General features: G+C 67.2%; 25 protein-coding genes. 20 read left to right on the top strand and 5 right to left on the bottom strand.

Annotated features, from left to right (window positions below):
* Positions 1-2 precede the first annotated feature (2 nt).
* From RSD66_RS09210 to RSD66_RS09195, 4 genes are read left to right on the top strand one after another with little or no spacing between them, the layout of a single operon-like run.
* Positions 3-635, top strand: coding sequence for a TetR/AcrR family transcriptional regulator (locus RSD66_RS09210; protein WP_024352706.1), 633 nt, complete (start codon positions 3-5; stop codon positions 633-635).
* A complete protein-coding gene (locus RSD66_RS09205; protein WP_415287424.1) occupies positions 632-1429 on the top strand; it encodes an ABC transporter substrate-binding protein in 798 nt (265 codons plus the stop codon). The genes RSD66_RS09210 and RSD66_RS09205 overlap by 4 nt, the downstream gene beginning before the upstream one ends.
* On the top strand, positions 1426-2415 hold the full coding sequence (locus tag RSD66_RS09200; protein WP_346523067.1) for an iron ABC transporter permease: 990 nt from the start codon (positions 1426-1428) through the stop codon (positions 2413-2415). Before RSD66_RS09205 ends, RSD66_RS09200 begins: the two co-directional genes overlap by 4 nt.
* Positions 2412-3179: an ABC transporter ATP-binding protein gene (locus tag RSD66_RS09195; protein WP_415287423.1), complete on the top strand. Its 768-nt coding sequence runs from the start codon at positions 2412-2414 to the stop codon at positions 3177-3179. The genes RSD66_RS09200 and RSD66_RS09195 overlap by 4 nt, the downstream gene beginning before the upstream one ends.
* Here RSD66_RS09195 and RSD66_RS09190 read toward each other — a convergent pair.
* Positions 3170-5200: a transglycosylase SLT domain-containing protein gene (locus RSD66_RS09190; RefSeq protein WP_415287422.1), complete on the bottom strand. Its 2031-nt coding sequence runs from the start codon at positions 5198-5200 to the stop codon at positions 3170-3172. The two genes, RSD66_RS09195 and RSD66_RS09190, sit on opposite strands and share 10 nt — an antisense overlap.
* 114 nt (positions 5201-5314) lie before the next feature.
* Between RSD66_RS09190 and dapA the strand changes: the two genes are divergently transcribed.
* The 4 genes from dapA to prfB all read left to right on the top strand — a co-directional run bounded on the left by dapA (position 5315) and on the right by prfB (position 10400).
* Positions 5315-6199, top strand: a complete 885-nt coding sequence (gene dapA / locus RSD66_RS09185; protein ID WP_415287421.1) for a 4-hydroxy-tetrahydrodipicolinate synthase — start codon at positions 5315-5317, stop codon at positions 6197-6199.
* Complete coding sequence (gene smpB, locus RSD66_RS09180) at positions 6199-6669, top strand: SsrA-binding protein SmpB (RefSeq protein ID WP_024352712.1); 471 nt, start codon at positions 6199-6201, stop codon at positions 6667-6669. Before dapA ends, smpB begins: the two co-directional genes overlap by 1 nt.
* A gap of 101 nt (positions 6670-6770) precedes the next feature.
* Positions 6771-9161 carry a penicillin-binding protein 1A gene (locus RSD66_RS09175; RefSeq protein ID WP_415289584.1) on the top strand — a complete coding sequence of 797 codons (2391 nt, stop codon included), beginning with the start codon at positions 6771-6773 and terminating at the stop codon, positions 9159-9161.
* Positions 9162-9286: 125 nt separating this feature from the next.
* Positions 9287-10400 (top strand): peptide chain release factor 2 gene (gene prfB / locus RSD66_RS09170; RefSeq protein ID WP_415287420.1). Its coding sequence is split into 2 segments (ribosomal slippage): positions 9287-9355 and positions 9357-10400, totalling 1113 coding nucleotides; the frame shifts between segments, so codons are not numbered across the junction.
* A gap of 73 nt (positions 10401-10473) precedes the next feature.
* On the opposite strand, the gene RSD66_RS09165 is transcribed toward prfB, so the two are convergent.
* The 3 genes from RSD66_RS09165 to tyrS all read right to left on the bottom strand — a co-directional run bounded on the left by RSD66_RS09165 (position 10474) and on the right by tyrS (position 12929).
* The gene (locus RSD66_RS09165) at positions 10474-11037 is read right to left on the bottom strand and encodes a bactofilin family protein (RefSeq protein ID WP_119412048.1); all 564 of its coding nucleotides are present in this window, start codon (positions 11035-11037) and stop codon (positions 10474-10476) included.
* Between the two features lie 133 nt (positions 11038-11170).
* Positions 11171-11638: a peroxiredoxin gene (locus RSD66_RS09160; protein ID WP_415287418.1), complete on the bottom strand. Its 468-nt coding sequence runs from the start codon at positions 11636-11638 to the stop codon at positions 11171-11173.
* A 10-nt stretch (positions 11639-11648) separates the two neighbouring features.
* Positions 11649-12929 (bottom strand): tyrosine--tRNA ligase, encoded by a 1281-nt coding sequence (gene tyrS, locus RSD66_RS09155; protein WP_415287417.1) that lies wholly within the window; start codon positions 12927-12929, stop codon positions 11649-11651.
* Positions 12930-13108: 179 nt separating this feature from the next.
* Here tyrS and RSD66_RS09150 point away from each other — a divergent pair, with 179 nt between their 5' ends.
* Positions 13109-14248 (top strand): anhydro-N-acetylmuramic acid kinase, encoded by a 1140-nt coding sequence (locus RSD66_RS09150; RefSeq protein WP_415287416.1) that lies wholly within the window; start codon positions 13109-13111, stop codon positions 14246-14248.
* The gene (locus tag RSD66_RS09145; protein WP_415287415.1) at positions 14248-15204 is read left to right on the top strand and encodes a DMT family transporter; all 957 of its coding nucleotides are present in this window, start codon (positions 14248-14250) and stop codon (positions 15202-15204) included. Before RSD66_RS09150 ends, RSD66_RS09145 begins: the two co-directional genes overlap by 1 nt.
* A gap of 69 nt (positions 15205-15273) precedes the next feature.
* On the opposite strand, the gene RSD66_RS09140 is transcribed toward RSD66_RS09145, so the two are convergent.
* Positions 15274-15924 (bottom strand): alpha/beta hydrolase, encoded by a 651-nt coding sequence (locus RSD66_RS09140; protein ID WP_003167032.1) that lies wholly within the window; start codon positions 15922-15924, stop codon positions 15274-15276.
* Between the two features lie 159 nt (positions 15925-16083).
* Here RSD66_RS09140 and RSD66_RS09135 point away from each other — a divergent pair, with 159 nt between their 5' ends.
* The 10 genes from RSD66_RS09135 to RSD66_RS09090 are packed head-to-tail and all read left to right on the top strand — an operon-like array spanning position 16084 to position 24629.
* Positions 16084-16542, top strand: a complete 459-nt coding sequence (locus RSD66_RS09135; RefSeq protein WP_415287413.1) for an Rrf2 family transcriptional regulator — start codon at positions 16084-16086, stop codon at positions 16540-16542.
* Positions 16539-17675: a cysteine desulfurase family protein gene (locus RSD66_RS09130; protein WP_415287412.1), complete on the top strand. Its 1137-nt coding sequence runs from the start codon at positions 16539-16541 to the stop codon at positions 17673-17675. The genes RSD66_RS09135 and RSD66_RS09130 overlap by 4 nt, the downstream gene beginning before the upstream one ends.
* A 3-nt stretch (positions 17676-17678) precedes the next feature.
* Positions 17679-19145 carry a Fe-S cluster assembly protein SufB gene (gene sufB, locus RSD66_RS09125; protein ID WP_346523058.1) on the top strand — a complete coding sequence of 489 codons (1467 nt, stop codon included), beginning with the start codon at positions 17679-17681 and terminating at the stop codon, positions 19143-19145.
* 20 nt (positions 19146-19165) lie between these two features.
* Positions 19166-19915, top strand: a complete 750-nt coding sequence (sufC, locus tag RSD66_RS09120) for a Fe-S cluster assembly ATPase SufC (protein ID WP_415287411.1) — start codon at positions 19166-19168, stop codon at positions 19913-19915.
* Positions 19912-20934 (top strand): Fe-S cluster assembly protein SufD, encoded by a 1023-nt coding sequence (sufD, locus tag RSD66_RS09115; RefSeq protein WP_415287410.1) that lies wholly within the window; start codon positions 19912-19914, stop codon positions 20932-20934. The genes sufC and sufD overlap by 4 nt, the downstream gene beginning before the upstream one ends.
* Entirely contained in the window at positions 20913-22166 is a 1254-nt protein-coding gene (locus RSD66_RS09110; RefSeq protein ID WP_415287408.1) for an aminotransferase class V-fold PLP-dependent enzyme, read from the top strand. The genes sufD and RSD66_RS09110 overlap by 22 nt, the downstream gene beginning before the upstream one ends.
* 5 nt (positions 22167-22171) lie before the next feature.
* Positions 22172-22573, top strand: coding sequence for an SUF system Fe-S cluster assembly protein (locus RSD66_RS09105; RefSeq protein WP_346523054.1), 402 nt, complete (start codon positions 22172-22174; stop codon positions 22571-22573).
* 10 nt (positions 22574-22583) lie between these two features.
* Positions 22584-22982 (top strand): HesB/IscA family protein, encoded by a 399-nt coding sequence (locus RSD66_RS09100; protein WP_025977137.1) that lies wholly within the window; start codon positions 22584-22586, stop codon positions 22980-22982.
* Between the two features lies 1 nt (position 22983).
* On the top strand, positions 22984-23973 hold the full coding sequence (locus RSD66_RS09095; protein WP_415287406.1) for a methionine ABC transporter ATP-binding protein: 990 nt from the start codon (positions 22984-22986) through the stop codon (positions 23971-23973).
* Positions 23973-24629 carry a methionine ABC transporter permease gene (locus tag RSD66_RS09090; protein WP_024352729.1) on the top strand — a complete coding sequence of 219 codons (657 nt, stop codon included), beginning with the start codon at positions 23973-23975 and terminating at the stop codon, positions 24627-24629. Before RSD66_RS09095 ends, RSD66_RS09090 begins: the two co-directional genes overlap by 1 nt.
* The last annotated feature ends 18 nt before the right edge of the window (positions 24630-24647 follow it).

Here is a 24647-nt window from a genome sequence, read left to right as displayed (position 1 = left end):
GATTGTCGGTTTCTACGACTTCCGCGTCGCGATCCAACCGCAAGGCCAAGGGAGACGGGCACGAGCGTCGCGCCGAAATCCTGACGGCGGCCGAGCGCATTTTTGTCGAAAGCGGTTATGACGGCGCCACTATCCGCAAGATCGCCGATGAGGTCGGGCTGTCGTCGACCGCGCTTTACATGCATTTCTCCGACAAGGGCGAGATCCTCAACGAGATCTGCCGCAATACCTTTGAGAGGTTGGCGGAACGCAATCGGGGCATTCTGGCGGATACGGCCCCGGCGCTGACGCGTCTGCGGCGTATTGCGGAAGGCTATGTGGCCTTCGGCTTTGAACACCCCAACGCCTATCGTCTGGCCTATCTGACCCCGGCGATTGAGACGCGCCACGGCGTCGAGACCATCGCGCAGAAGGCGGGAGGCGAACTGTTCGCCGCTGTCGTGGAGGTGGTCGAGGATGCTGTGGCGCAGGGCGTGCTTCGCGGGGATGCGCGGGTCCTGGCCCAGGTGATTTGGGCCAGCGTTCACGGACTGGTCTCCCTGATGATCACCAAGCCCTATTTCGACTGGGCCGAGCGGGACGTGTTGATCCGCACCCAGCTGGACGTGCTGTTCAACGGATTGACCGCCCTGTGAGGCGGCGTCTGTGCGGGCTGGTCCTCCTGATCACAGCCGCCTTGGCTACCGCCGCACAGGCGCGGCCGCTGCGGGTGATGGCGTTGGATCAGTGCGCCGATCAGTTCGTCCTGGCCCTCGCGCCTGACGCGGAGCTCGCCCTGTCGCCGCGCGCCGACGATCCCGACGCCTGGATGCGACAGGCGGCGAAAGGGCGACGGATGGTTCGTCCGACGCTGGAGGCTGCGACAGGTTTCCAGCCCGATGTGGCGGTTCGGTACTGGGGCGGCGACGCCCGGCTTTTGAACGCGCTCGACCGGCGCGGGGTCCGGACGGTCGGCATCGACGATGCGTCGGACATGGAGGGGATCAAGGCCAATATCCGCAAGGTGGCGGCGGCCTTGGATCGCCGCGCGCGCGGCGAGGCCCTGATCCGCCAAATGGAGGCGCGGCTGGAACAGGCGTCGGGCGCCGGGCGAGGGCGGTTGGCTGTCTATGTGACGGCCAGCGGCTTCACCAGCGGGCCGGGCTCGTTGATGGACGCCATCCTGCGCGCGGCCGGGTTCCGCAACGGAGTGATACAGCCCGGTTATCAGCCGCTGGGGCTTGAGCGGGTGCTGCTGACGCCGCCGGCGCTCTATGTGAAGGGGTTCTTCGATCTGGCGCGGTCGGATTGGCGCGGCGCAGGGCGCCATCCGGTCATGCGCCGGGCGACGGCGCAGCGCACGGCGGCCAGCCTGCCCGGCGCGGCCCTGACCTGTCCCGCCTGGTTCGCGGCGGATGCGGCGGTTCTGCTGGCGGAGCAGGCGAAATGACCGGCGCGACGAGACTGAATATCGCTCTGGGGTTGGCCCTTGCGGCTGCGCTTGGAGTGGCGACGACCCTAGGAGAAACAGCTTTCAGCGCGGCGCAGTACGCCCAGGCGCTGTCTGACCCCGCTTCGGGGCCGGGCGAGGTGCTGTGGCTGGTGCGCGCCCCGCGTGCGGTCTGCGCCCTGCTGGTCGGCGCGGCGCTCGGCCTGGCCGGGGCGGTGATGCAGGGACTGCTGCGTAATCCGCTGGCCGAGCCGGGGGTGCTGGGGGTGTCTGCGACCTCGGCCCTGGCCGCCGCGACCGCCATTGTGCTGGGGCTGGCGGCGATCCCCGGCGCTGTGGAAAGCGCGGCTCTGTTCGGCGCGGCGGTCGGGGGAGGCCTGCTGATCGTCCTGGCTGCGCGGGTGCGGGCGCCCGAGGCGCTGATCCTGTTCGGCGTGGCCCTGTCCAGTTTCGCAGGCGCGCTCACGGCCTTGATCTTCAACCTGTCGCCGTCGCCGATCGCCTCGGCCGAGGTGATGAACTGGCTGCTGGGATCGGTCGAGAACCGCAGTTGGAACGATGTCGCCTGGGTGGCGCCTGCGCTTCTGATCGCAGCCTTTCTAGCGCGCGGGGCGTCGCCGGGGTTGAGGATGCTGACGCTGGGCGAGGAGGCGGCGCGGGCGTCCGGCCTGTCGATGGGGCGGATGCGGGTGCTGGCCCTGGCGGCATCGGCACTGGCGGCGGGCTCCGCAGTAGCCGTGGCGGGCGTCATTGGTTTTGTCGGACTGGCCGCGCCGCATCTGGTGCGAGCGGCGGTGCGCGGCGATCCAGGGCGGCTGCTGGCGCCCTCGGCCCTGGCGGGCGGACTGATGCTGGTGGTGGCCGATCTTATGGCGCGGATGCTGCCGACGGATCAGGAACTGAAGCTGGGGGTCTTCACCGCTCTTGTGGGCGCGCCGCTGTTCGCTCTGATCGCCTGGCGCGCGGCGCGGGAGTGGCGGCTGTGACTGTTTTGCTTGAGCTTGAAAACGCCCACGCCCGCATCGGCGGCGCCGAGGTGCTGAACGGCGCGTGCTTCTCTGTGCGGGCAGGCGAACTCGTGGCCCTTTGCGGTCCCAACGGGGCGGGCAAGTCGACGGCCTTGCGCGCCGCCCTCGGGCTGGCGCCGCTGACGCAAGGGGTGGCCCGGCTGGGCGGCGATGAGGCCCGGCGCCTGTCGGAACGCCAGCGGGGCGAACGCGCGGCCTATCTGCCGCAGGACCGCTCTATCGCCTGGAATCTCCCGGCAGTGGAGGTGGCGGCGTTGGGCGCGCCCTTCCTGAAGGGACAGGCGGCTGTGGAGCGCGCCCGCGCCGCGCTGGACGAGGTCGGCGTCGGCCATCTGGCCGATCGCGGCGTGGCCGAGATGTCGGGCGGCGAGCGGGCGCGCGTGCTTTTGGCGCGCGCCCTGACGGTTCCCGCGCCTTTGCTGGCGGCTGATGAGCCGATCGCCGGTCTGGACCCGGACGCCCAGCTTCTGGTGCTGGAGCTGTTGCGCGCGCGCGCCGCCGCAGGGCGCGGGGTCCTGGTCAGCCTGCACGACCTCAGTCTGGCGGCGCGTTTCGCCGACCGGGTCGTGGTGCTGGATCAGGGGCGCACGGCGGCGGAAGGCGCGCCGACCGTGGCCCTGTCGCCGGGCATTCTGAAGACCGTCTTCAACCTCGACGCTGTCTGGCTGGAGGCGTTGGACGGGCCGTGGCTGGCGGCCCGTCGTCTGTCACCTCACGGCTGATAGGGTCGCGGTCCGGCGTTCGGCGGCGTGCCGCGCGCCAGGTCCGCCGACGGCGTCAGCGGGGCCGAGCCGCCGTTCAGGCGGGCGCGATAGACCTGCATGTTCTCCATCACCCGCATCATGTAGTTGCGCGTCTCGGTGAAGGGGGCGCATTCGATGAAGTCGATGGGATCGACCTGGGCCTGACGCGGGTCGCCGCAACGGGCGGTCCATTGCGGCGGCCGCGCCGGCCCGGCGTTGTAGCCGACGGCCGCCAGCAGCGGCGATCCGCCGAAGTTGTTCATCAGTTCGCCCAGGTGATAGCTGCCCAGCGTCATGTTGATCTCCGGGTCCCACAGCTGTTCAGCGCTGAACGAGCGGCCCATGCGGCGCGCCACGCCCTGCGCCGTCGCGGGCAGAAGCTGCATCATGCCGCGCGCGTCCGCGTGGGAACGGGCCAGCGGATCGAAGCTGGATTCCTGACGGGTGATGGCCAGGGCGAACTCGTTCGGCGCCATGCCTGCAACCTGTTGCGGCAACTGGATCGGATACATCCGCTCGGGCATGACGAAGCCGCGCTGGCTGGCCGCTCGCCCGACCATCATCGAGCCGAACTGGTCGCCATAGCCCTGCATCAGGTCGAACAACTGCGACAGATCGTAGGGGGAAGGGAGCTCGTCATCCAGATGATAGGCGAAGACCCGCATCAGGGTCTTTTCACCGATCTGGCCCAGGATGCGGGTCGCCCGCACCACCTCATTGCCCTCGAAGCGGTTGACGTCTTCCGGCGACGGCGCCGGCTCGCCAGGCAGGGTCAGGGTCGTCGCCCCGGCCTTTTCCGCCGCCAGTTGGCCGTAGAAGGTCTGCCAGTGCTCGGCGCCGGCCTGATACCAGCGCTGGGCGTCTTCGCGGTCGCCGCGCGCCTCGGCCGCTCGCCCCAGCCAGTACAGGGCGCGCCCTTGCGTGATCGGGGTGGAGGAGGCGTTGCGCAGGGCCTCGAAATGCTGGGCCGCCGTGGCCGGATCGTTGAGTTTGGTCAGGGCCACCCAACCGGCGAAGAACTCGGCGTCGACCTTGCGCTCGCCCGAGGGGAAGCCGTGGCCGTTCATGGCGGCGTAGGCGGCGCGCGCATTGCCCTGTTGCAGGGCGTCCAGGAAGTAGTTGCGGCGTTCGCTCCATAGGGTGTTCTGACCGTCCGTATGTGACGGCGCCGCGGGCAGGGCGGACAGCAGCGGGAAGGCCTCCGACTGGCGCCCGGCCGAGCGCAGCAGGCGCACGCGCTCCAGCACCACGGCCGGGTCGTTGGCCTGCGAGGGCGACAGACCGCCGACGATCGCGTCGGGAGCGTAGGCGGTGCGCAGCGCCATCACCGTATTGGCGATGGTCTGACGGTCGGCCGGAACTAGGGCGACCATCGCTCGCGTCGCCGGGCCATGCGGGCCCAGCAGAAGCATGTTCAGCCGCGCTGCATGGTCGTCGCTGGTCAGCCAGCCGCTCCAGCGCGAATAGATTCGGCTTTGCTGGGCCTCTTCAAAGCTCTGTGTGCGCCACCAGTCGCGAATCAGCGCCTGGGCTTCCTGGCGGCGACCCGTCTGTTCCAGCGCGCCGGCCAGGGCGATGGCGCCCTGGGCCGTGGTCGGGGCGGTTCCGTTGAAGAAGGCGATGACGGCGTCCGGCGACTGGCCGGCCATGTCCAGCGCCCGTTCGCCCGCCGCCCTGCGCGATCCGCCGCGCGGCCAGTTCGCCAGGTCGGTCTGCGCCAGCGCCAGATCGCTGTAGGACATCTGCCGGTCTGAGGTGTCGACCAGCGCCCATTCGACCAGTTTGCGCGCCGAGGGGTCGGAAATCCGGGCCATGATGGCCTGCGTGCCGAACACGTCGCGCGCCCGCGCGGCCGTCAGCCCCTGCTGAACCAGGGCGGCGTCCTGACTGCTGATGATTCCGCCCTGGCTGGCGGAGTAGGGGACAGGCGTGCTGTTCAGGACGTCCTGAGCTGGTGGAGTCAGTATCGCCAGGGCGGCGGCCACGGTCGTCGCGATCATTAGATATCTGATCCTCATTCATCTTTGGTTGCGGCCAGGCGGCGGGCAACCTACCCTTTGCCGATTAGTGACGGGCGGACCGCCGCCCATTCTCCGCGCAGGTATGTTGTTCCCATGACCGCCCCCTTGTTCAAGGGCGTGATCACCGCCCTGATCACACCTCTTCGTGACGGAAACGTGGACGAGGCCGCTTTCGAGCGCCTGTTGGAACGCCAGATCGCCGCTGGGGTTCACGGCGTCGTGCCGATGGGCACCACAGGCGAGAGCGCCACCCTGCATCTGGATGAGCACAAGCGCGTGGTCGAACAGTGCATCAGGATCGCCGCCGGGCGCATCCGCGTCATCGCCGGGGCGGGCTCGTCGGCTACCGACAAGGCGATCGAACTGACCCGTTTCGCCAAGACGGTCGGCGCCGACGGCGCCCTGGTCGTGACTCCCTATTACAACCGTCCGTCGCAGGCCGGGATGCAGGCGCATTTCGAGGCGGTGGCCGACGCCGTTCAACTGCCGATCCTGCTCTATAACGTGCCGGGTCGCACCGGAGTGGACCTGGCCAATGAGACGGTGGCGGCCCTGGCGGCGCATCCGAACATCGTCGGCATCAAGGACGCCAGCGCCGATGTGGCGAGGGCCAGCTGGATGCGCGCCAATATCGACGGAGCCTTCGACCTGATCTCGGGTGATGATTCCAGCTATCTGGGCTATGCCGCGCACGGCGGCGTCGGCGTCATCTCGGTGACCTCGAACGTGGCGCCTGAGGCGATGGTCGCCCTGCATGACGCCATTCAGGCCGGCGACTTCGCCGCCGCGCGCTCGTGGCAGGAACGGCTGATCGGCCTGCACAAGGCGCTGTTCCTCGACAACTCGCCGTCGCCCGCCAAATACGCCCTGGCCAGGATGGGCCTGTGCACGGAAGAGGTCCGCCTGCCGCTGTCGCAGACGGCTGAGGCCGTTAAGCCCGCAATCGATAAGGCGCTGGCCGCCGCCGGAGTCGCCTGATGGCCGCCGACGCGCCCAAACAGAAGACGATCGCCGAGAACCGCCGCGCGCGCTTCGACTATTTCCTCGAAGATCATATCGAGGCCGGGCTCCAGCTGCGGGGCACCGAGATCAAGGCCCTGCGCGACGGCCGGGCCAATATCGCCGAGAGCTATGTCTCTCCCGAGGGGCGCGAGATGGTGCTGATCAACGCCGACATCCCGCCCTATAAGATGGCGAACCGCTTCAACCATGAGCCGCGCCGTCACCGGAAGCTGCTGCTGCACCGCAAGCAGATCGACAGGCTGATCGGCGCCGTTCAGCGCGAAGGGCGCACCATTGTCCCTGTACGCCTCTATCTGAATGAGGCGGGCAAGGCGAAGCTGGAGATCGCCCTGGCCAAGGGCAAGAAACTGCACGACAAACGCGAGACGGCGGCCGAGCGCGACTGGCAGCGCGACAAGGCGCGTCTGCTGCGCGACAAGGGATAAGTGCGGTTCCGCTTTGCGCGCCGCGCGACGCGCGATAAACGAGCGATGATGGGGTGCGTCTTGCGGAGTTCGTGGTGAAGATAGCCGAACGCTGGTTCGTCATGGCGGGCGTGGCCCTGCTGGGCGCCATCGCCCTGGCCGGGGTGGTGGTGGCCATCTACGCCGCCTGGGTCCTGCACGACATGCCGGACGCGTCTGAACTGGCGGACTATCGCCCCGCGACGGCGACGCGCGTTTATGCCGGCGACGGGACCCTGATCGGCGAGTTCTCGGACCAGCGGCGCATATATGTCACCTATGACCAGGTGCCGCAGACGGTCGTTCACGCCTTCCTGGCGGCCGAGGATCAGAATTTCTTCAATCACGGCGGCATCGACGTGTCCGGCATCGGCCGGGCGATGTTCAAGAACGTGTTCAACGTCATGTCGGGCAAGCGGCTGGAGGGCGGCTCGACCATCACCCAGCAGGTGGCCAAGAACGTCCTGCTGACCAGCGAGACCAGCCTGAACCGCAAGCTCAAGGAGGCCGTCCTCTCCAGCCGTCTGGAAGCGACGCTGACCAAGGAGCAGATCCTCGAACTGTATCTGAACGAGATCTACCTGGGCTATCGCTCCTATGGCGTGGCCTCGGCGGCCTATAACTATTTCGGCAAGTCGCTGGATCAGCTGACGCCGGACGAGGCGGCCTTCCTGGCGGCCCTGCCCAAGGGGCCGACCAACTACCACCCGAAACGCTATCCGGCGGCTGCGCTGGGTCGTCGGAACTGGGTGCTGGGCGAGATGGCCGATAACAAATGGCTGTCGGATGAACAGTTGAAGACGGCGCTGGCCCGTCCGCTGAACACCCGTTCTGCGCCGCGTCGGGCCGAGTACGCCGACGCCGACTTCTTTGTGGAAGAGGCGCGTCGTCGCGCCATCGCCCTGTTCGGTCAGGAAGAGGTCAATCGCGGCGGCTACTACCTGCGCACGACGCTTGATCCGCAGCTGCAGTCGGCGGCGCGCGACGCCCTGATGCGGGGTCTTGAGGATTACGACCGTCGTCACGGCTGGCGAGGCGCCTGGGGCACGACCGACTTCGCCGAGGGCTGGCAGGCCGAGGCCCAGAAGCGCACGACCCCGCCCGAGCGCCGCTCGTGGCAGGCGGCCGCCGTCGAAAGCGTCAGCGGAGGCTCAATCCGCGTCCGCACGGCCAAGGACGATCAGGCGGGCGCGCTTCGCGCCGCCGATGTCAGCTGGTCCAACGCCGGGCGTCGTCCGCTGAAGCGCGGCGACCTGATCTTCGTCGAACGCCAGAACGGCCAGTTCGCCCTGAAGCAGGTTCCGGCCGTCAACGGCGCCCTGGTCGCGATCGAGCCGCAGTCGGGCCGCGTCCTGGCGATGGTCGGCGGCTATTCCTACGCCCTGTCCAGCTTCAACCGCGCCACCCAGGCGCGTCGACAGCCGGGGTCGGCCTACAAGCCCTTCGTCTATGCGGCCGCGCTGGAAGGCGACTTCACCCCGGCTTCGATCGTGCTGGATGCGCCGATCAGCTTCCCCGGCGGCCCCGGTGGCCGCGCCTGGACGCCCCAGAACTACAGCCGCCAGTTCTATGGCCCGCAGACGCTGCGGCGCGGGCTGGAGCTGTCGCGCAACGTCATGACCGTGCGTCTGGCGCAGGCGGTGGGCATGAAGAACGTCGTCGATCTGTCCAAGAAGATGGGCGTCGTGGACGACATGTCGCCGAACCTGGCCATGTCGCTGGGGGCAGGGGAAACCACGCCTTACCGCATCACCGCCGCCTATGCCGCCTTCGTCAACGGCGGTCGCCGGATCGACCCCTATCTGATCGAACTGGCGCAGGACCGGAACGGCCAGACCATCCACCGCGCCGACCGTCGCCAGTGCCGGGACTGCGGCCGTGGCTTCAGCGGTCAGGAATCGCCCCGCCTTCAGGATCGCGGAACCCAGGTGATCGACCCCATCACCGCCTATCAGATGACCTCCATGCTGGAGGGCGTGATCCAGCGCGGCACCGGCGCCCGTGCTCGCAGCCTGGGCCCGTGGGTCGGCGGCAAGACGGGCACCACCAATGAATATCGTTCGGCCTGGTTTGTCGGATTCTCAGCGGACATCGTGGTCGGCGTCTTCGTCGGCTTTGACGACAACCGTTCGCTGGGCGGCGGTGAAGCTGGGGCCTCGACGGCCGTGCCGATCTTCATCGACTTCATGGAAGACGCTCTGAAAGAGCGGCCTGCGCGGCCGTTCGTGAAGCCGAAAAACGCCATCTTCCGCACCGTCAACGGCATCGAAGAGGCCTTCCGCCCCGGCACCGAGCGTCAGCTGCGCGAAGAAGCGCCCCCGCCGGCCCAGCCCGAAGGGCCGCAGAACTACTACGACGTCATCCGTCGCGAGCAGGAGGTCCGCTCCCAGACCCCGACGCCGACCGCGCCGCCTCCGGTTGCGCCGCCGCCGCCGAAGAAGGAGCCGGCCGAGGACTTGAGCGGCCTTTACTGACGCTTTAGGTAGGCCCACCACCCGGCGCGCCTGCTTTCAGGCGCGCCGTTTCACCTGTCCTTCCCCTATCGGACGCGCGTCGCGCGGTCCTGTTTGCGGGGGACTTCCGTTCGCAGGAGTTTGCGATGAGATCGGATGTCGAGGCCATGAAGGCCGACATCGAGCAGAGCGTCGCTCTGCTCAGGAGGCGACTTTGACTGGGATGTCGCTCTAAGAAAGCTCGATGAGCTGAACGCGCGGGTCGAGGATCCGACGCTGTGGGACAATCCTGAACAGGCCCAGGCCGTCAGCCGTGAACGCTCGCGGCTGGAAGTGCAGGTCAACGCCGTCAAGGAAATGGAGCAGGGTCTCGAAGACGGGATCATGCTGGCCGAAATGGCGGACGAGGAGGGCGACGAAGCCACCCTCGAAGAAGCGCGTGAACAGCTGAAGTCCATCAAGGACCGGGCCGCCCGCGCCGAACTGGAAGCCCTGCTGTCCGGCGAGGCGGACGGCAACGATGCCTATCTGGAGGTCAACTCCGGCGCTGGCGGCACCGAGTCCAACGACTGGGCGGGCATTCTGCTGCGGATGTACAGCCGCTGGGCGCGCTCGCACGGCTATGAGGTCGAGCTTCAGGAAGAAGAGTCCGGCGAACAGGTCGGCATCAAATCGGCGACCCTGCTGATCACCGGCCCCAACGCCTATGGCTGGCTGAAGTCGGAATCGGGCGTCCACCGTCTGGTGCGCATCAGCCCCTATGATGCGGCGGCCAAGCGGCACACGTCGTTCGCCTCGGTCGGGGTCTCGCCCGTCGTGGATGACAGCATCGAGATCGAGATCAACCCGTCGGACGTGCGCACGGACACCTATCGCGCTTCGGGCGCAGGCGGTCAGCACGTCAACAAGACGGACTCGGCCGTGCGCCTGACCCACATTCCGACCAACACCGTGGTCGCCTGTCAGGCGGGCCGTTCGCAGCACCAGAACCGCGACCAGGCCTGGAAGATGCTGCGCGCGCGTCTGTATGAACTGGAACTTCAGAAGCGTGAGGCTGCGGCCCAGGCTCTGGCTGACGCCAAGACGGACATCGGCTGGGGCCACCAGATTCGATCCTACGTCCTGCAGCCGTATCAGATGGTGAAGGACCTGCGGACCGAGGTCGAAACCTCGGACACGCAAGGCGTTCTGGACGGCGACCTGGACGCCTTCATGGGCGCGGCTCTGGCGGCGCGCGTGGGCGAAACCCGCGAGGGCTGACCCGCCTGACCGGTGCATAAAAAAAGGGCGGCCTTTGCGGGCCGCCCTTTCTCGTTGTCAGCACTCGCGCCGATCAGGCTGCGGGCTTGGCCTCGACCTTGGCGTCCGTCTTGGCGGGCGCAGGCTTTTCGGCCGGAGCAGGGGTCTCCAGCATATTGGCGCCCGGCGTGTCGCGCTTGGCCTGGGTGCAGCGGCCCTGGAACCAGGCGCCCTGTTCGATCGACAACTGCTCCTGGGTGATGTCGCCCTCGACGCGCGAGGTGGCGAACAGCTTGACCTGCTTGGCGACGATGGCGCCCGAGACGCGGCCGCGCACCTCAAGGATGTCGGCGTGAACCGTGCCCTCGACCGCGCCGCCTTCGCCGATCACCACGCGCACCACTCGGATGTCGCCTTTCAGCGAGCCGTCGACCTGAAGTTCGCCTGCGCCGGAGATGTTGCCCTCATACTTCACGCCCGCCGACAGAGTCGAAAGGCTGGAGGAACGGGCGGCGGGACGCGCCGCCTCCGGCGCGCGCGCAGGCGCAGCGGCGATCGGCGCTGCGGGCTCCGGCTTGGGCTGGACCGGCTCTGGCGGCTTGGGAATGCCCATTCCGCCAGAGGGGTTGTTGTCGAACGGTTTGTTCTTATTGAACATTCATGCTCTCCGCGTCACGCCGCGATTATCGGCGTCTGGTCAATGTCAGCCCCTGAGGATGCAATCCCTGGCGACACTTAGTGCGGGCTGAGACGGAGAGGTCAAGCGGGGGCTTCCGAACCCCGCTCGCCGATCAAAGCGCTTCGACGGCGGCCAGAACCTCTTCGGCGTGGCCCTTGACCTTGACGTTGCGCCAGGCGCGGCGGACCACGCCCTGGCCGTCGATCAGGAAGGTGGCGCGCTCAATGCCCATATATTCGCGGCCGTAGAGCTTCTTCAGCACCCAGACGCCCCAGGCTTCGGTGACGACGCCGTCCTCGTCCGAGCCGAGCACGACCTTCAGGTCATGCTTGGCCTTGAAGCGCTCCAGCTTCTTCACCGTGTCGCGCGACACGCCGATCACCACGGCGTTCGCCGCCGCGAACCGGTCGATCAGGGCCGAGAAGTCCTGCCCTTCGGTCGTGCAGCCGGGCGTGTCGGCCTTGGGATAGAAGTAGAGCACGATATTCTTGCCCTTGAGCCCGTCCAGCGACACCCGTCCGTCGCCGTTTGTCGCCAGATCGAATGCGGGGGCGGGGGTGTTTTCGGTGATGTCGGTCACAGCGCTCTCCTTAAACCGGCCGCACCAGCACCAGCTTCTTCTTGCCGGCGCCGAGTTTCAGCACGCCGTCGGCGTTCAGGTCGGCTTCTTCGATCAGACGGGCGCCGTCGTTGACGACCTCGTCGTTCAGGCGCAGGCCGCCGCCCTGGGCCAGACGGCGCGCCTCGCCGTTGGAGGCGCTGAGACCCGCCTTGGTCGTGACGGCGGCGATCATGGCGCCGATCACCTCGTCACGCGGCAGTTCGACGGTCGGCAGGTCGGCCGACAGCTGGCCCTTCTCGAAGGCGGCCTCGGCGGCGGCGCGGGCGGCCTGTGCGGCCTCGGCGCCGTGCAGCATGGAGGTGGTGGCGTCGGCCAGCGCCTTCTTGGCGTCGTTGATCTCGGCGCCTTGAAGCGCCTCATAGCGCTCGATCTGATCCAGCGGCAGGTCGGTGAACAGACGCATGAAGCGGCCTACGTCGCCGTCTTCGGTGTTGCGCCAGTACTGCCAGTAGTCGAACGGCGACAGGGCGTCGGCGTTCAGCCACACGGCGCCGCCGACCGTCTTGCCCATCTTCTGGCCCGAGGCGGTGGACAGCAGCGGCGTGGTCAGGCCGAACGCGGCCTTGTGGTCCACCTTACGGGTCAGTTCGACGCCGTTGATGATGTTGCCCCACTGGTCGGAGCCGCCCATCTGCAGCGAACAGCCATAGCGACGGTTCAGCTCCAGAAAGTCGGTCGCCTGCATCAGCATGTAGTTGAACTCGAGGAAGGTCAGCGGCTGCTCGCGATCCAGGCGCAGCTTGACCGAGTCGAAGCTCAGCATCCGATTGATGGTGAAGTGGGTCCCGTAATCGCGCAGGAACTGCAGGTAGCCCAGCTGCGACAGCCACTCGTCGTTATCCAGCATGATGGCGTCGGTCGGGCCGTCGCCGAAGGTCAGGAATTTCTCGAACACGCCTTTGATGCCGGCGATGTTCTCGGCGATCTTTTCCTCGGTCAGCAGGGGGCGTTGGGTGTCCTTGAACGACGGATCGCCGACCTTGGTCGTGCCGCCGCCCATCAGGACGATCGGCTTGTGTCCGGCCTGCTGAAGACGGCGCAGCAGCATGATCTGGATCAGGTGGCCCACGTGAAGCGACGGCGCCGTCGCGTCAAAGCCGATATAGCCCGTGACCACGCCGGATGCGGCCGCCTCGTCCAGTTCGACCGGGTGGGTGATCTGGTGGATATAGCCGCGCGCCTTCATTAGGCGCAGGAAGTCCGACTTGAAGGCGGTTTCGGAAACGATTTGGGTCGTGGGCTCGGTCATGGTCGGGTCCGTAGCATCAGAACCGGCGGCCGTCTTCCGAGGAATAATGCCGCCGAGGGAAGGGCGGCAAGGATCGCGGCCGCTCTCTAGTAGAGGCCGTAGTAATAGGCGGCGAAAAGGGCCGGTTGCGCGATCATGGGCGCTAGCTACGTCGCCCCTGACGTGGCAGTCAAGCCGCCATGACGACCTCCCCGAAAAAGACCCTGCGCGTGCTCGGATTCATGACCGGCACCTCGCTCGACGCCGTGGACATGGCGGTGATCGAAACGGACGGCCACGACATCCTGTCCTTCGGCCCCGCCGGCGAAATGAAGCTCGACAGCGAAACACGCGCCGTCATTGAGGACGCCATCGAGGACGCCTTCGACTGGGAACGCGACGAGGAAGAGCCTGACAGCTTTGAGGACGCTCGCATGGCGGTGGCCGACGCCCATCTGGCCGCCGCGCTTGGCTTCATGGCGGTGAACGGAGTCAAGTCCAGCGCGCTGGATCTGGTCGGCGTCCACGGCCAGACAGTGCTGCACGAGGCGCCGACGCCGGAGCAGCCAGGCCGCACCGTCCAGCTTATTGACGCCGCCAGCGTGGCCGAGGGGCTGGGAGCGCCCGTCGCCTTTGACTTCCGCAGCGCCGACGTGGCGGCGGGCGGGCAGGGCGCGCCGCTGGCGCCCGTTTATCACGCGGCGCTGGTCCGCAAGGCGGGGATGGAGGGGCCGGTCGCCGTGCTGAACCTCGGCGGGGTCGGTAACATCACCCTGATCCGCGCCGACGGCGAGTTGGAGGCCTTCGACACCGGCCCGGCCAACGGCATGGTCGATCTGCTGGTCCAGTCCCGCATGAAGAAGCGGATGGACGAGGGCGGTCGTCTGGCGGCGGCGGGCGCCGTCGATCAGCCCGTGCTGGATGCCTATCTGGCCTATCCCTATTTCGCGGCGAGCGGCCCGAAGTCGCTGGACCGTTTCGACTTCTCGCTGGACCCGGTGGCGGATCTGTCGCTGGAAGACGCCGCCGCCACCCTGACCGCCTTCGCGGCGCAGGCCGTGGCGCTAGGCGTCGCCCGCTGTTCGGAGCAACCGAAGGAGATCGTCGTCTGCGGCGGCGGTCGTCACAACCCCGTGCTGCTGGCCGCCATTCGCGAGCGTGTCGGCCTCCCCGTCTCGACGGCGGAGGACAAGGGCTGGCGCGGGGACTCCATCGAAGCCGAGGCCTTCGCCTTTCTGGCCGCCCGCTGTCGTCTGAGCCTGCCGATCAGCTTCCCCGGTACGACAGGCGTTTCGGTGCCCATGACCGGCGGTCGGATCGTCGAGCCGGGAGCGGAATAATGGCGGCGTCATCGCGTTTCTGGGGCGTCGCCAGCGGTCTAGCGGCGGGCGCTCTGTGGGGGCTGGTCTTCCTGGCCCCCAAGGTCGTACCCGAGGCCTCGCCTCTGCTGCTGACGGCGGGACGTTACCTCGCTTATGGCCTGATCGCGGTTCTGCTGATTGCGCCGCGCTGGCGGCGGGTGACGGCGGCCCTGACACGCAAGGCGTGGGGCGCGCTGGTCTGGCTGAGTCTGGCGGGCAATCTGGTCTATTTCGCCTTCCTGGTGGTCGGGGTGCATTACGCTGGCGTCGCGGCCTCGGCCCTGATCGTCGGCATGGTGCCAGTGGTGGTGGCCTTGTGGGGGTTGCGGGACAAGGATTCGCCGCCGCTGTCGCGCGTCGCGCCGCCCATCGCCGTGGCGGCGATCGCGGTCGGGCTGATCGGGTGGCAGTCGCTCAGTCATGGCGGCGGCGCAGCGGCGCAGAGCGGCGCGGCCACGCTGATCGGTCTGGGATGCGCCCTCGCGGCCCTGCTGTCCTGGACTGCCTTCGCCGTCGGCAACAGCCGCTGGATGGGCCGCCTGCCCGACGTCACCCCGCATGAGTGGTCGCTGTTGACCGGCGTGGTCACCGGCGCGCTGGCGCTGGTGCTGGTGATCCCGTCCCTGTTCATGCTGGGCGGCATGACGGACGACGCCTGGCTGCGTCTGATCGGCGTCAGCGCGGGCGTGGCGATCTTCGCCTCGGTCATCGGCAACGCGTTCTGGAATCAGGCCAGTCGCCTGCTGCCCCTGACCATGCTGGGCCAGATGATCGTGTCCGAGACCCTGTTCGCCTTCATCTACGGCTTCATCTGGGAACAACGCGGCCCGACCGTGATCGAGATAGTCGCCATGATCCTGATGATCGTCAGCGTCGTCTGGTGCGTTCGCGCCCATCGCCCTGCCGCCGTGGCCGCTGCGGAAGACGATCACTGACGATCGGCGCAATTAGAAACGGCGCCCCGAAGACAGGGCGCCGCTTCAATCAGGATATCGCTATGCGGATCAGGCGGGCTTTTCTTCCAGCCGCTTGTCCAGGTAGGCGCCGACGCGGCGCTCGACCGCGCCGATGTGGTCCTGCCAGAAGTGGGTCGCGCCTTCTTCCAGCTCGTAGTCGATGACAATGCCCTTCTGGGTGCGCAGCTTGTTCACCACGCGCTCGACATCGGCGGGCGGCACTACGGTGTCGGCCGTGCCGTGCAGGAACAGGCCCGAAGCCGGGCAAGGGGCCAAGAAGCTGAAGTCATAGATGTTCGACGGCGGCGATACCGAGATGAAGCCGTCGGTCTCGGGGCGACGCATCAGCAGTTGCATCCCGATATAGGCGCCGAACTGATAGCCGGCGACCCAAGTCTGGGTGGCGGCGGGATTGTTGGCCTGAAGCCAGTCCAGGGCCGTCGCCGCGTCGGCCAGTTCGCCGATGCCGCTGTCGAACTCGCCCTGCGACTTGCCCACGCCGCGGCTGTTGTAGCGCAGAGTGGCGAAGCCGCGCTGGACGAACAACTGGTGCATCGTCAGGGCGACGGGGTTGTTCATGTGCCCGCCCGCCTTGGGGTGGGGGTGCAGGATCAGGGCGATCGGCGCGTCGGGACGCTTGCCAGGAGAATAACGGCCTTCGATGCGGCCGGAGGCGCCAGGCAGGATAACTTCAGGCATGGATGGCGGTCCCTACGATCAACAGTGGTTTCGCGAACGGATAATACTTGACCACACAGGTAGGACTTTCTAAGTCCCCCCTGCACGATGCGCTCGCCAGCAAGGCCGGGGGTCTTAGCACAGCGAGCCTGAAAAGCGGTAGAATTTTGAGGTATTGGGATGCGTCTGTCGACCAAGGGACGTTACGCCGTCATGGCGATGGCCGATCTGGCGAAAAACGGGACCGATCGGGCCGTCTCCCTGGCTGAAATCGCGGCGCGTCAGGAAATCTCGCTCAGCTATCTGGAGCAGCTTTTCGCGCGCCTGCGCAAGGGCGGTCTGGTCAAGAGCGTGCGTGGACCGGGCGGCGGTTATCGGCTGGCCCGAGAGGCGGGCGAGATGGTCGTGGCGGACATTGTTCTGGCGGTCGATGAGCCGATCCGCGCCACGCGTTGCGCCGCCCACGGCACGCCGCGCGGCTGTATGACGGGCGGCGCCCGCTGCATAACCCATGACCTGTGGGAAGATCTGGGCGCCGAGATCCATCGCTATCTGGCGGGGGTCAGCCTCGCGGACGTGATCGAGAAGCGGACAGGGCGGGCGCGCATCGGCTCCGGCTCTATGGAGGCCGCGGCATGAGCGTCTATCTCGACTACAACGCCTCCGGCCTGGTTCGTCCTGAGGTTCAGGAGATCATGGCCAAGGCTTTGGCTGATAACGGCAATCCATCGGCTGTGCACGCCGCCGGGCGCCGGGCGCGGGCGCGCGTCGAGACCGCTCGCGCTCAGGTGGCCGATCTGGTCGGGGCTGATCCGACGGCGATCGTTTTCTCTTCGGGCGGCACTGAGTCCAACGCTCAGGCGATCCACAGCGCTCTGGCGGCAGGCTGCAAGCGGCTGATCGTCGGCGCGACCGAGCACCCGTGCGTGGCCGAAGCCGCCGCCATCAGCGGCGTTCCGGTCGAGGTGCTGCCCGTGGATACGGACGGCGTGGTTGATCTGAACTGGCTGGCCGAGGCGCTGGCTCGTCCGGGGCGCGCGGTCGTCGCCATCCATCACGCCAACAACGAAAGCGGCGTGATTCAGCCGATCGCCGAGGCGGCGAAGCTGGTCCATGCAGCGGGCGGCTGGCTGCACGTCGACGCCATTCAGTCGGCGGGCAAGGTCCCGGTGACCATGAAGTCGCTGGGCGCCGATAGCCTGACCCTCTCGGCGCACAAGCTGGGCGGGCCGCAGGGCGTGGGCGCACTGGTGCTCAAGGACGGCGTATCGGCCGTCCGCATCCTGCACGGCGCCGGTCAGGAACGCGGCCTGCGCGCCGGGACCGAGAACGTGCCGGGCATCGCCGGTTTCGGCCTCGCCGCTGATTGCGCCGCGCGCGATCTGGACGCCGCCATGGCGCACGTCGGCTGGCGCGACGCGGCTGAAGCCAAGGTCAAGGCTGCGGGCGCAACGATCATCGGCGGCGCGGTCGAGCGTCTGCCCAACACCCTGTTCATGGCGGTTGAGGGCTGGGACAGCCCGCAGCAGCTGATCACCCTCGATTTGGTCGGGGTCATGGTCTCGGCCGGTTCGGCCTGTTCGTCGGGCAAGGTCAAGCCGTCCAAGGCGATCAGCGCCATGGGCCTGCATCATCTGGCGACCGGGGGCGTGCGCGTCTCCGGCGGCTGGGGCACGACCGAGGGCGACTGGACCCGCTTCGCGGACGCCTGGGTCGCGGCCTGGGACAAGCATAAGGCGCGCTTGCAAGAACGCGTGAAGGAAGTCGCGTAAACTATGGCTATCGTTCAGGAAACAATCGATACGGTCGCGGAACTGGAGCGGTACAAATACGGCTTCACCACCGACGTTGAGCAGGAGTTCGCCCCCAAGGGTCTGAACGCCGACATCGTCCGCTTCATCTCCGAAAAGAAGGGTGAGCCGGAGTGGATGCTGGAATGGCGCCTCGCCGCCTATGAGCGCTGGCTGGCGATGGAAGAGCCGACCTGGGCGGCTGTGAAATACGAGCCCGTCGACTATCAGGACCTCTACTACTACGCCGCGCCGGTGAAGAAGGAGGGGCCCAAGTCGCTGGATGAGGTCGATCCCGAACTGCTGGCCGTCTATGCCAAGTTGGGCATCCCGCTGAAGGAGCAGGAAGTGCTGGCCGGCGTCCAGGGCGCGCCCAAGGTGGCCGTCGACGCCGTGTTCGACAGCGTCTCGGTCGTTACCACCTTCAAGGAGGAACTGGCCAAGCACGGCGTGATTTTCATGCCGATTTCTGAGGCCTTGCGCGAATATCCTGATCTAGTGCGTCAGTACCTCGGCACCGTCGTGCCGGTCAGCGACAACTATTTCGCGGCCCTGAACAGCGCGGTCTTTTCCGACGGCTCCTTCGTTTACATCCCGCCGGGCGTGCGCTGCCCGATGGAGCTGTCGACCTATTTCCGCATCAACGCCAGCCAGACCGGCCAGTTCGAGCGCACCCTGATCATCGCTGACAAGGGCAGCTACGTCTCCTATCTGGAGGGCTGCACCGCGCCGATGCGCGATGAAAACCAGCTCCACGCAGCGGTCGTGGAGATCATCGCCCTGGACGACGCCGAGGTGAAATACTCGACCGTCCAGAACTGGTACCCTGGCGACGCCGAGGGCAAGGGCGGCATCTACAACTTCGTGACGAAGCGCGCCGACTGCCGCGGCGATCGCTCCAAGGTCAGCTGGACGCAGGTTGAAACGGGCTCGGCCGTCACCTGGAAATACCCGTCCTGCATCCTGAAGGGCGAGGAAAGCTCGGGCGAGTTCTATTCCATCGCCATCACCAACGGCCATCAGCAGGCCGACACCGGCACCAAGATGCTACACCTGGGCAAGAACAGCCGCAGCCGCATCATCGCCAAGACGGTCTCGGCGGGTAAGTCGGACTCCACCTATCGCGGCCTGGTGTCGATCCATCCCAAGGCGACCGGGGTGCGCAACTTCACCCAGTGCGACAGCCTGCTGATCGGCAAGGAGTGCGGCGCCCACACCATCCCCTACATCGAGGTCCGCAACGGTTCGGCCCAGCTTGAGCACGAGGCGACCACGACCCGCCTGTCCGAAGCCCAACTTTTCTACGCCCAGCAGCGCGGCCTGTCGGAAGAAGAAGCGGTGGCGCTGCTGGTCAACGGCTTCGTTCGCGACGTCCTGCAGGAACTGCCGATGGAGTTCGCCGTCGAGGCCCAGAAGCTGGTGGCGATCAGCCTTGAAGGCTCAGTCGGCTGAGTGAGTTGAAGAAGAAAACAATGCTTAAGATCAATAATCTCCACGTCTCCGTCGCCGAAAAGCCGATCCTCAAGGGTCTGACGCTCGATGTGCCTGCGGGCGAAGTTCATGCGATTATGGGGCCGAACGGGGCGGGCAAGTCGACGCTGGGCTACAGCCTGTCCGGGCGTCCCGGCTATGAGGTGACGGACGGTTCCGCCTCGTGGAACGGCCAGGACCTGTTGGACCTTGATCCGGCCGAGCGCGCGGCGGCAGGCCTGTTCCTGTCGTTCCAGTATCCGATCGAGATTCCCGGCGTTCCGGCCATGACCTTCATCCGCACGGCGCTGAACGCCCAGAAGCGCGCGCGCGGCGAGGATGAAGTTTCGGCCCCGGCCTTCCTGAAGCTGGTCAAGGCGGCGTCGCAGTCGCTGAAGATGGACTTCGACATGCTGAAGCGGCCGCTGAACGTCGGCTTCTCTGGCGGTGAGAAGAAGCGGATGGAGATCCTGCAGATGGCCCTGTTCGAGCCGTCGCTGCTGATCCTCGATGAAACGGACTCCGGCCTCGACATCGACGCCCTGCGCATTGTCGCCGACGGCGTGAACGCCATGCGCAGCCCGGAACGGTCGATGCTGGTGATCACCCACTATCAGCGCCTGCTGGACTATATCAAACCGGACCGCGTGCACGTTCTGGCGGGCGGCCGCATCGTCGCTTCGGGCGGGCCTGAGCTGGCGCATGAGCTGGAGGCGGAAGGCTACGACAAGTTCCTGCCGGAGGCGGCATGAAGGCGCTCGCCCGGCTTGACCTGACCGACGTCGCGACCTTCCCCTCGCGGCGGGTCGAGGAATGGAAATACAGTGACCTGAAGCGCTTTCTTCGTGAAGCGCCTGAACCGTCCGGCACGGCCGTCGTCGGCGCGCCGGGGCCGTTCTATGATCTGGGCGGCGACGCCGTCGTCTTCGCCAACGGCCGCCCGGTCGGGGTGAAGGACTACATCGCCTCGGGCGATCAGACGCTGCGCCTGCGCTTCATCTCGGATGCGACGGGCACCGGTCATACGGCGGCGGCGCGCATCGTCGCCCGCCCCGGCGCGCGCCTGCTGCTTCTGGAGACGCATGAGGGCAAGGGCTCGGCCTATGTCGCCCACAACAAGGTCGAGATCGACGTCGCCGCCGACGCCGAGGTGACCCGCATCGTCCTGACCGACGAACCGGATGACGCCATTTCGGTGGCCGAGGCTGAGGTCAAGCTGGAGGCCGGCGGCCGCTATCGCCAGACCGTCGTCGCCACGGGCGCCAAGCTGCAACGTCATGAGACCCGCCTGCGTCACGGCGCCGAGGGCGCCGATGCTCGTGTGGACGGCCTCTATCTGCTCGGCGGCGCACGTCATTCCGACCTGACCACGGTGATCGACCACATCGCGCCGAACGGCACGACCAGCCAGCTGATCAAGGGCGTCGTCCGCGACGAGGCGCGTGGCGTCTTCCAGGGCAAGATTCTGGTCCAGAAGGGCGCTGACGACACCGACGCCCGTATGGGGCACCACGGCCTGATCACATCCGAGCGCGGCGAGATCGACGTGAAGCCCGAGCTGATCATCTACGCCGACGAGGTTCAGTGCGCCCACGGCGCCACCGTCGGGACGCTGGATGAAAGCGCCCTGTTCTATATGCAGCAGCGCGGCATTTCGGCTGACGAGGCCCGCGCCCTGCTGACCCAGGCCTTCCTGATCGAGGTCGTCGACCGCATCGAGCATGAAGGCGCCAGAGAGGTGGTGCGGGAATGGCTGACGGCTCGCCTGTGATCAACGCATCTGTGACGGGGTTCGACCCCTATGCCGCCCGCGCGCAATTCCCGATCCTGTCGCGCCAGGTGAACGGCAAGCCGCTGGTCTATCTGGACAGCGCCGCCTCGGCTCAGAAGCCGCGCGCAGTGATCGACGCCCTGGTCGCGTCGATGGAGGGCAGCTACGCCAACGTTCACCGCGGTCTGCACACCCTGTCGAACGAAGCGACGGAAGCCTATGAGCACGCTCGCGAGATCGTCGCCCGCTTCCTGAACGCGCCTTCGGCCGAGACCATCGTCTGGACCAAGGGCGGCACTGAGGCGATCAACCTGGTCGCCAATGGCGTCGGCCTGTCGATCCAGCCGGGCGACGAGATCATCATCACCGAGATGGAGCACCACTCCAATATCGTGCCCTGGCACATCCTGCGCGAGCGGCGCGGGGCGGTGCTGAAATGGGCGCCGATCAAGGACGACGGCTCGCTGGACATGGAAGCCTTCGCCGCCCTGCTGGGGCCGAAGACCAGGCTGGTCGCCGTCACCCACATGTCTAACGTGCTGGGCACCATCAACCCGGTCGCCGAGATCACCCGTCTGGCCCATGCGGCCGGGGCGCGGGTGCTGATCGACGGCTGCCAGGGCGCGGTTCACGCGGCGCCGGACGTTCAGGCCATCGGCTGCGACTACTACGTCCTGACCGGCCACAAGCTGTTCGGTCCCACCGGCATCGGCGTCCTGTACGGCACGGCCGAGACGCTGGACGCCCTGCCGCCGTACCAGGGCGGCGGCGAGATGATCGAGACGGTCGAGAAGGACCGGGTGACCTACGCCAAACCGCCGCATCGGTTCGAAGCCGGGACGCCGCCGATCCTGGAGGCCATTGGCCTGGGAGCGGCGATCGATTGGCTGTCGCAGTATGATCCGGCCGCTGTTCAGGCGCACGAGGAAGCCCTGTATCGCCATGCCGTCGAGCGTCTGGCTGATCATGACTGGTTGCAGATTCTGGGGCAGGCGGAAGGGAAGGGCGCTTTGCTGACCTTCGCCGTTGAAGGCGCCCATGCCCATGACGTGGCTCAGATCATGGACCGCTACGGCGTCGCCGTCCGGGCCGGACTGCACTGCGCCGAGCCGCTGGCGAAAAGACTGGGCGTGAGCGCAAGCACGCGCGCCTCCTTCGCCCTATATAACACCATGGAGGATACAGACGCCTTCGTGGACGCGCTGATCAAGGCGCGCAACTTCTTCGTGTGACGAGTATGGACGACGCCAAGACCGACAACGCGATCAGCGACAGCGACGCCTTCGCCGCCAGCTGGGACGAGCCGCAGAAAAGCGCCCTGTCTCAGGCCGAGCTGGACAAGCTGACGGACGACCTGATCGAGGCGCTGAAGAGCGTCTATGACCCGGAAATTCCGGTCGATATCTATGAGCTGGGCCTGATCTACAAGGTCGACGTGTCCGACGACCGCGACGTGCTGGTCGAGATGACGCTGACGGCGCCGGGCTGCCCGGTCGCCGGCGAAATGCCCGGCTGGGTCGAGGATGCGGTGAAGAAGGTCGACGGCGTGCGCAGCGCCAAGGCCAATCTGGTGTTCGATCCGCCGTGGGACGCCTCCAAGATGAGCGACGAGGCCAAGCTGGCCCTGAACATGTTCTGAGGAGTCCCTGATGACCGAGCTTCAGACCACGACCCGGCCCCGACGCCCCCGGCCCAAGGCGGTGACCCTGACGGACGCCGCCGCCGCGCGCGTGCGCGAGATCATGGACAACGCCGAAAAGGATTACGTCGGCCTCCGGGTCGGCGTGAAGAACAGCGGCTGCGCGGGGCAGGAATACACCTTCGCCTATGCCGAAGAGATCCAGCCGCTGGACGAGGTGGTCGAAGACAAGGGCGTCACCATCCTGATCGAGCCCAAGGCCGTTCTGTTCCTGATCGGCACCGAGATCGATTATGAGGTGACGAAGCTGGCCTCGAAATTCATCTTCCGCAATCCGAACGAGACGGATGCCTGCGGCTGCGGCGAGAGCGTCACCATCATTCCCGCCGCTGCTCTGGACGCCGACTGACATGATCCGACTGGAGGGGGTGACCCGGCGCTATCGCAGCGCGGCGGGCGACCGCACGGCGCTGGACGCCGTCGACCTGCACGTCGCGCGCGGCGAGGTGTTCGGCGTGGTGGGCCGTTCGGGGGCGGGCAAGTCGACCCTGATCCGCGCCATCAACCGACTGGAGACGCCGGACGCCGGCAAGGTCTTCGTTGACGGGCAGGAGATCACCGCCCTGAACCCCGCTGAACTGCGCGCCGCGCGGCGCGGCATCGGTATGATCTTCCAGCACTTCAACCTGCTGAACGCTAAGACGATCGAAGACAACGTCGCCTTCCCCCTTCGTCTGGAAGGGCGGCCTGAGGCCGAAGTGAAGGCGCGCACGGCGCAGCTGCTGGCCCAACTGGGTCTGGCCGATCATGCGAAGAAGCATCCGGCCCAGCTTTCAGGCGGCCAGAAGCAGCGCGTCGGCATAGCCCGCGCCCTGGCCTGCGGCCCCAGCGTCCTGCTGTGCGACGAGGCGACCAGCGCGCTGGACCCAGAAACGACCGAGGACATCCTGACCCTGCTGGACGGGCTGAACCGCGATCTGGGCCTTACCATCGTCCTGATCACACACCAGATGGAGGTGGTGCGCCGCGTCTGCGACCGGGTGGCGGTGCTGAAGGACGGCAGGATCGTGGAGCAGGGCGCGACGGCCGACGTCTTCCTGCATCCCCAGCACGCCGTGACCCGCGCCATGCTGGCCGAGGGCGAGGAGGCGGTCGACGCCTCGGTCGCGCCCGCAGGGGCGCGCATGGCCCGCCTGACCTTCCGCGGCCCCTCGACCTATGAGCCGGAATTGAGCCGTGTGGCGCGCACGGCGGGTGTGGACTATTCAATCCTGTCGGGCCGCATCAGTCGCATCCGGGGCGAGCCCTATGGTCAGATGACTGTGGCCTTTACCGGCGGCGACGCCGAGGCGGCTCTGGCGCAACTGGCCGCGCGCGGCGTCGTGGTGGAGGCGGTCTGATGTTCGCCAATGTGGACTGGGCCGATATCGGCAAGGCGACGATCGACACCCTGCTGATGCTGGGCGGATCGATGGTGTTGACCGTGATTCTGGGCGTCCCGCTGGGCGTGCTGCTCTATCTGTCGGGCAAGGGGCGGCTGGCGGCCAATCCGGTGCTGAACGCCGTCCTGTCTTTCGTCGTCAATGTGCTGCGTTCGGTGCCCTTCATCATCCTGCTGATCGTCATGCTGCCGGTGACGGTGCTGCTGGTCGGCACCTCGCTGGGCGTGGCGGGGGCCATTCCGCCGCTGGTGGTCGGGGCCGCGCCCTTCTATGCGCGCCTGGTCGAGACGGCGCTGCGCGAGGTCGACAAGGGCGTGGTCGAGGCGACCCAAGCCATGGGCGGTTCAACCTTCCAGATCGTGACGCGCGCCCTGTTGCCTGAGGCCATGCCGGGCATCATCGCCGGCGCGACCGTCACCGCCATCGCCCTGGTCAGCTACACGGCCATGGCGGGCGTGGTGGGGGCGGGCGGTCTGGGCGACCTGGCCATCCGCTTCGGCTATCAGCGCTTCCAGACCGACGTCATGGCCGTGACCGTAGTTCTGCTGCTGATTCTCGTACAAATTCTGCAGATGATCGGCGACCGTCTGGTCGCTAAGGTCTCGCACCGCTGATTTTACGAAAGCCTGCCC

The organism is Brevundimonas sp. S1H14 (genome assembly GCF_047716865.1).
GTDB classification, from domain to species: Bacteria; Pseudomonadota; Alphaproteobacteria; order Caulobacterales; family Caulobacteraceae; genus Brevundimonas; species Brevundimonas naejangsanensis.
Note: the sequence above shows the minus strand (reverse complement) of the source record. Positions and strands in the feature narration are given on the sequence as shown.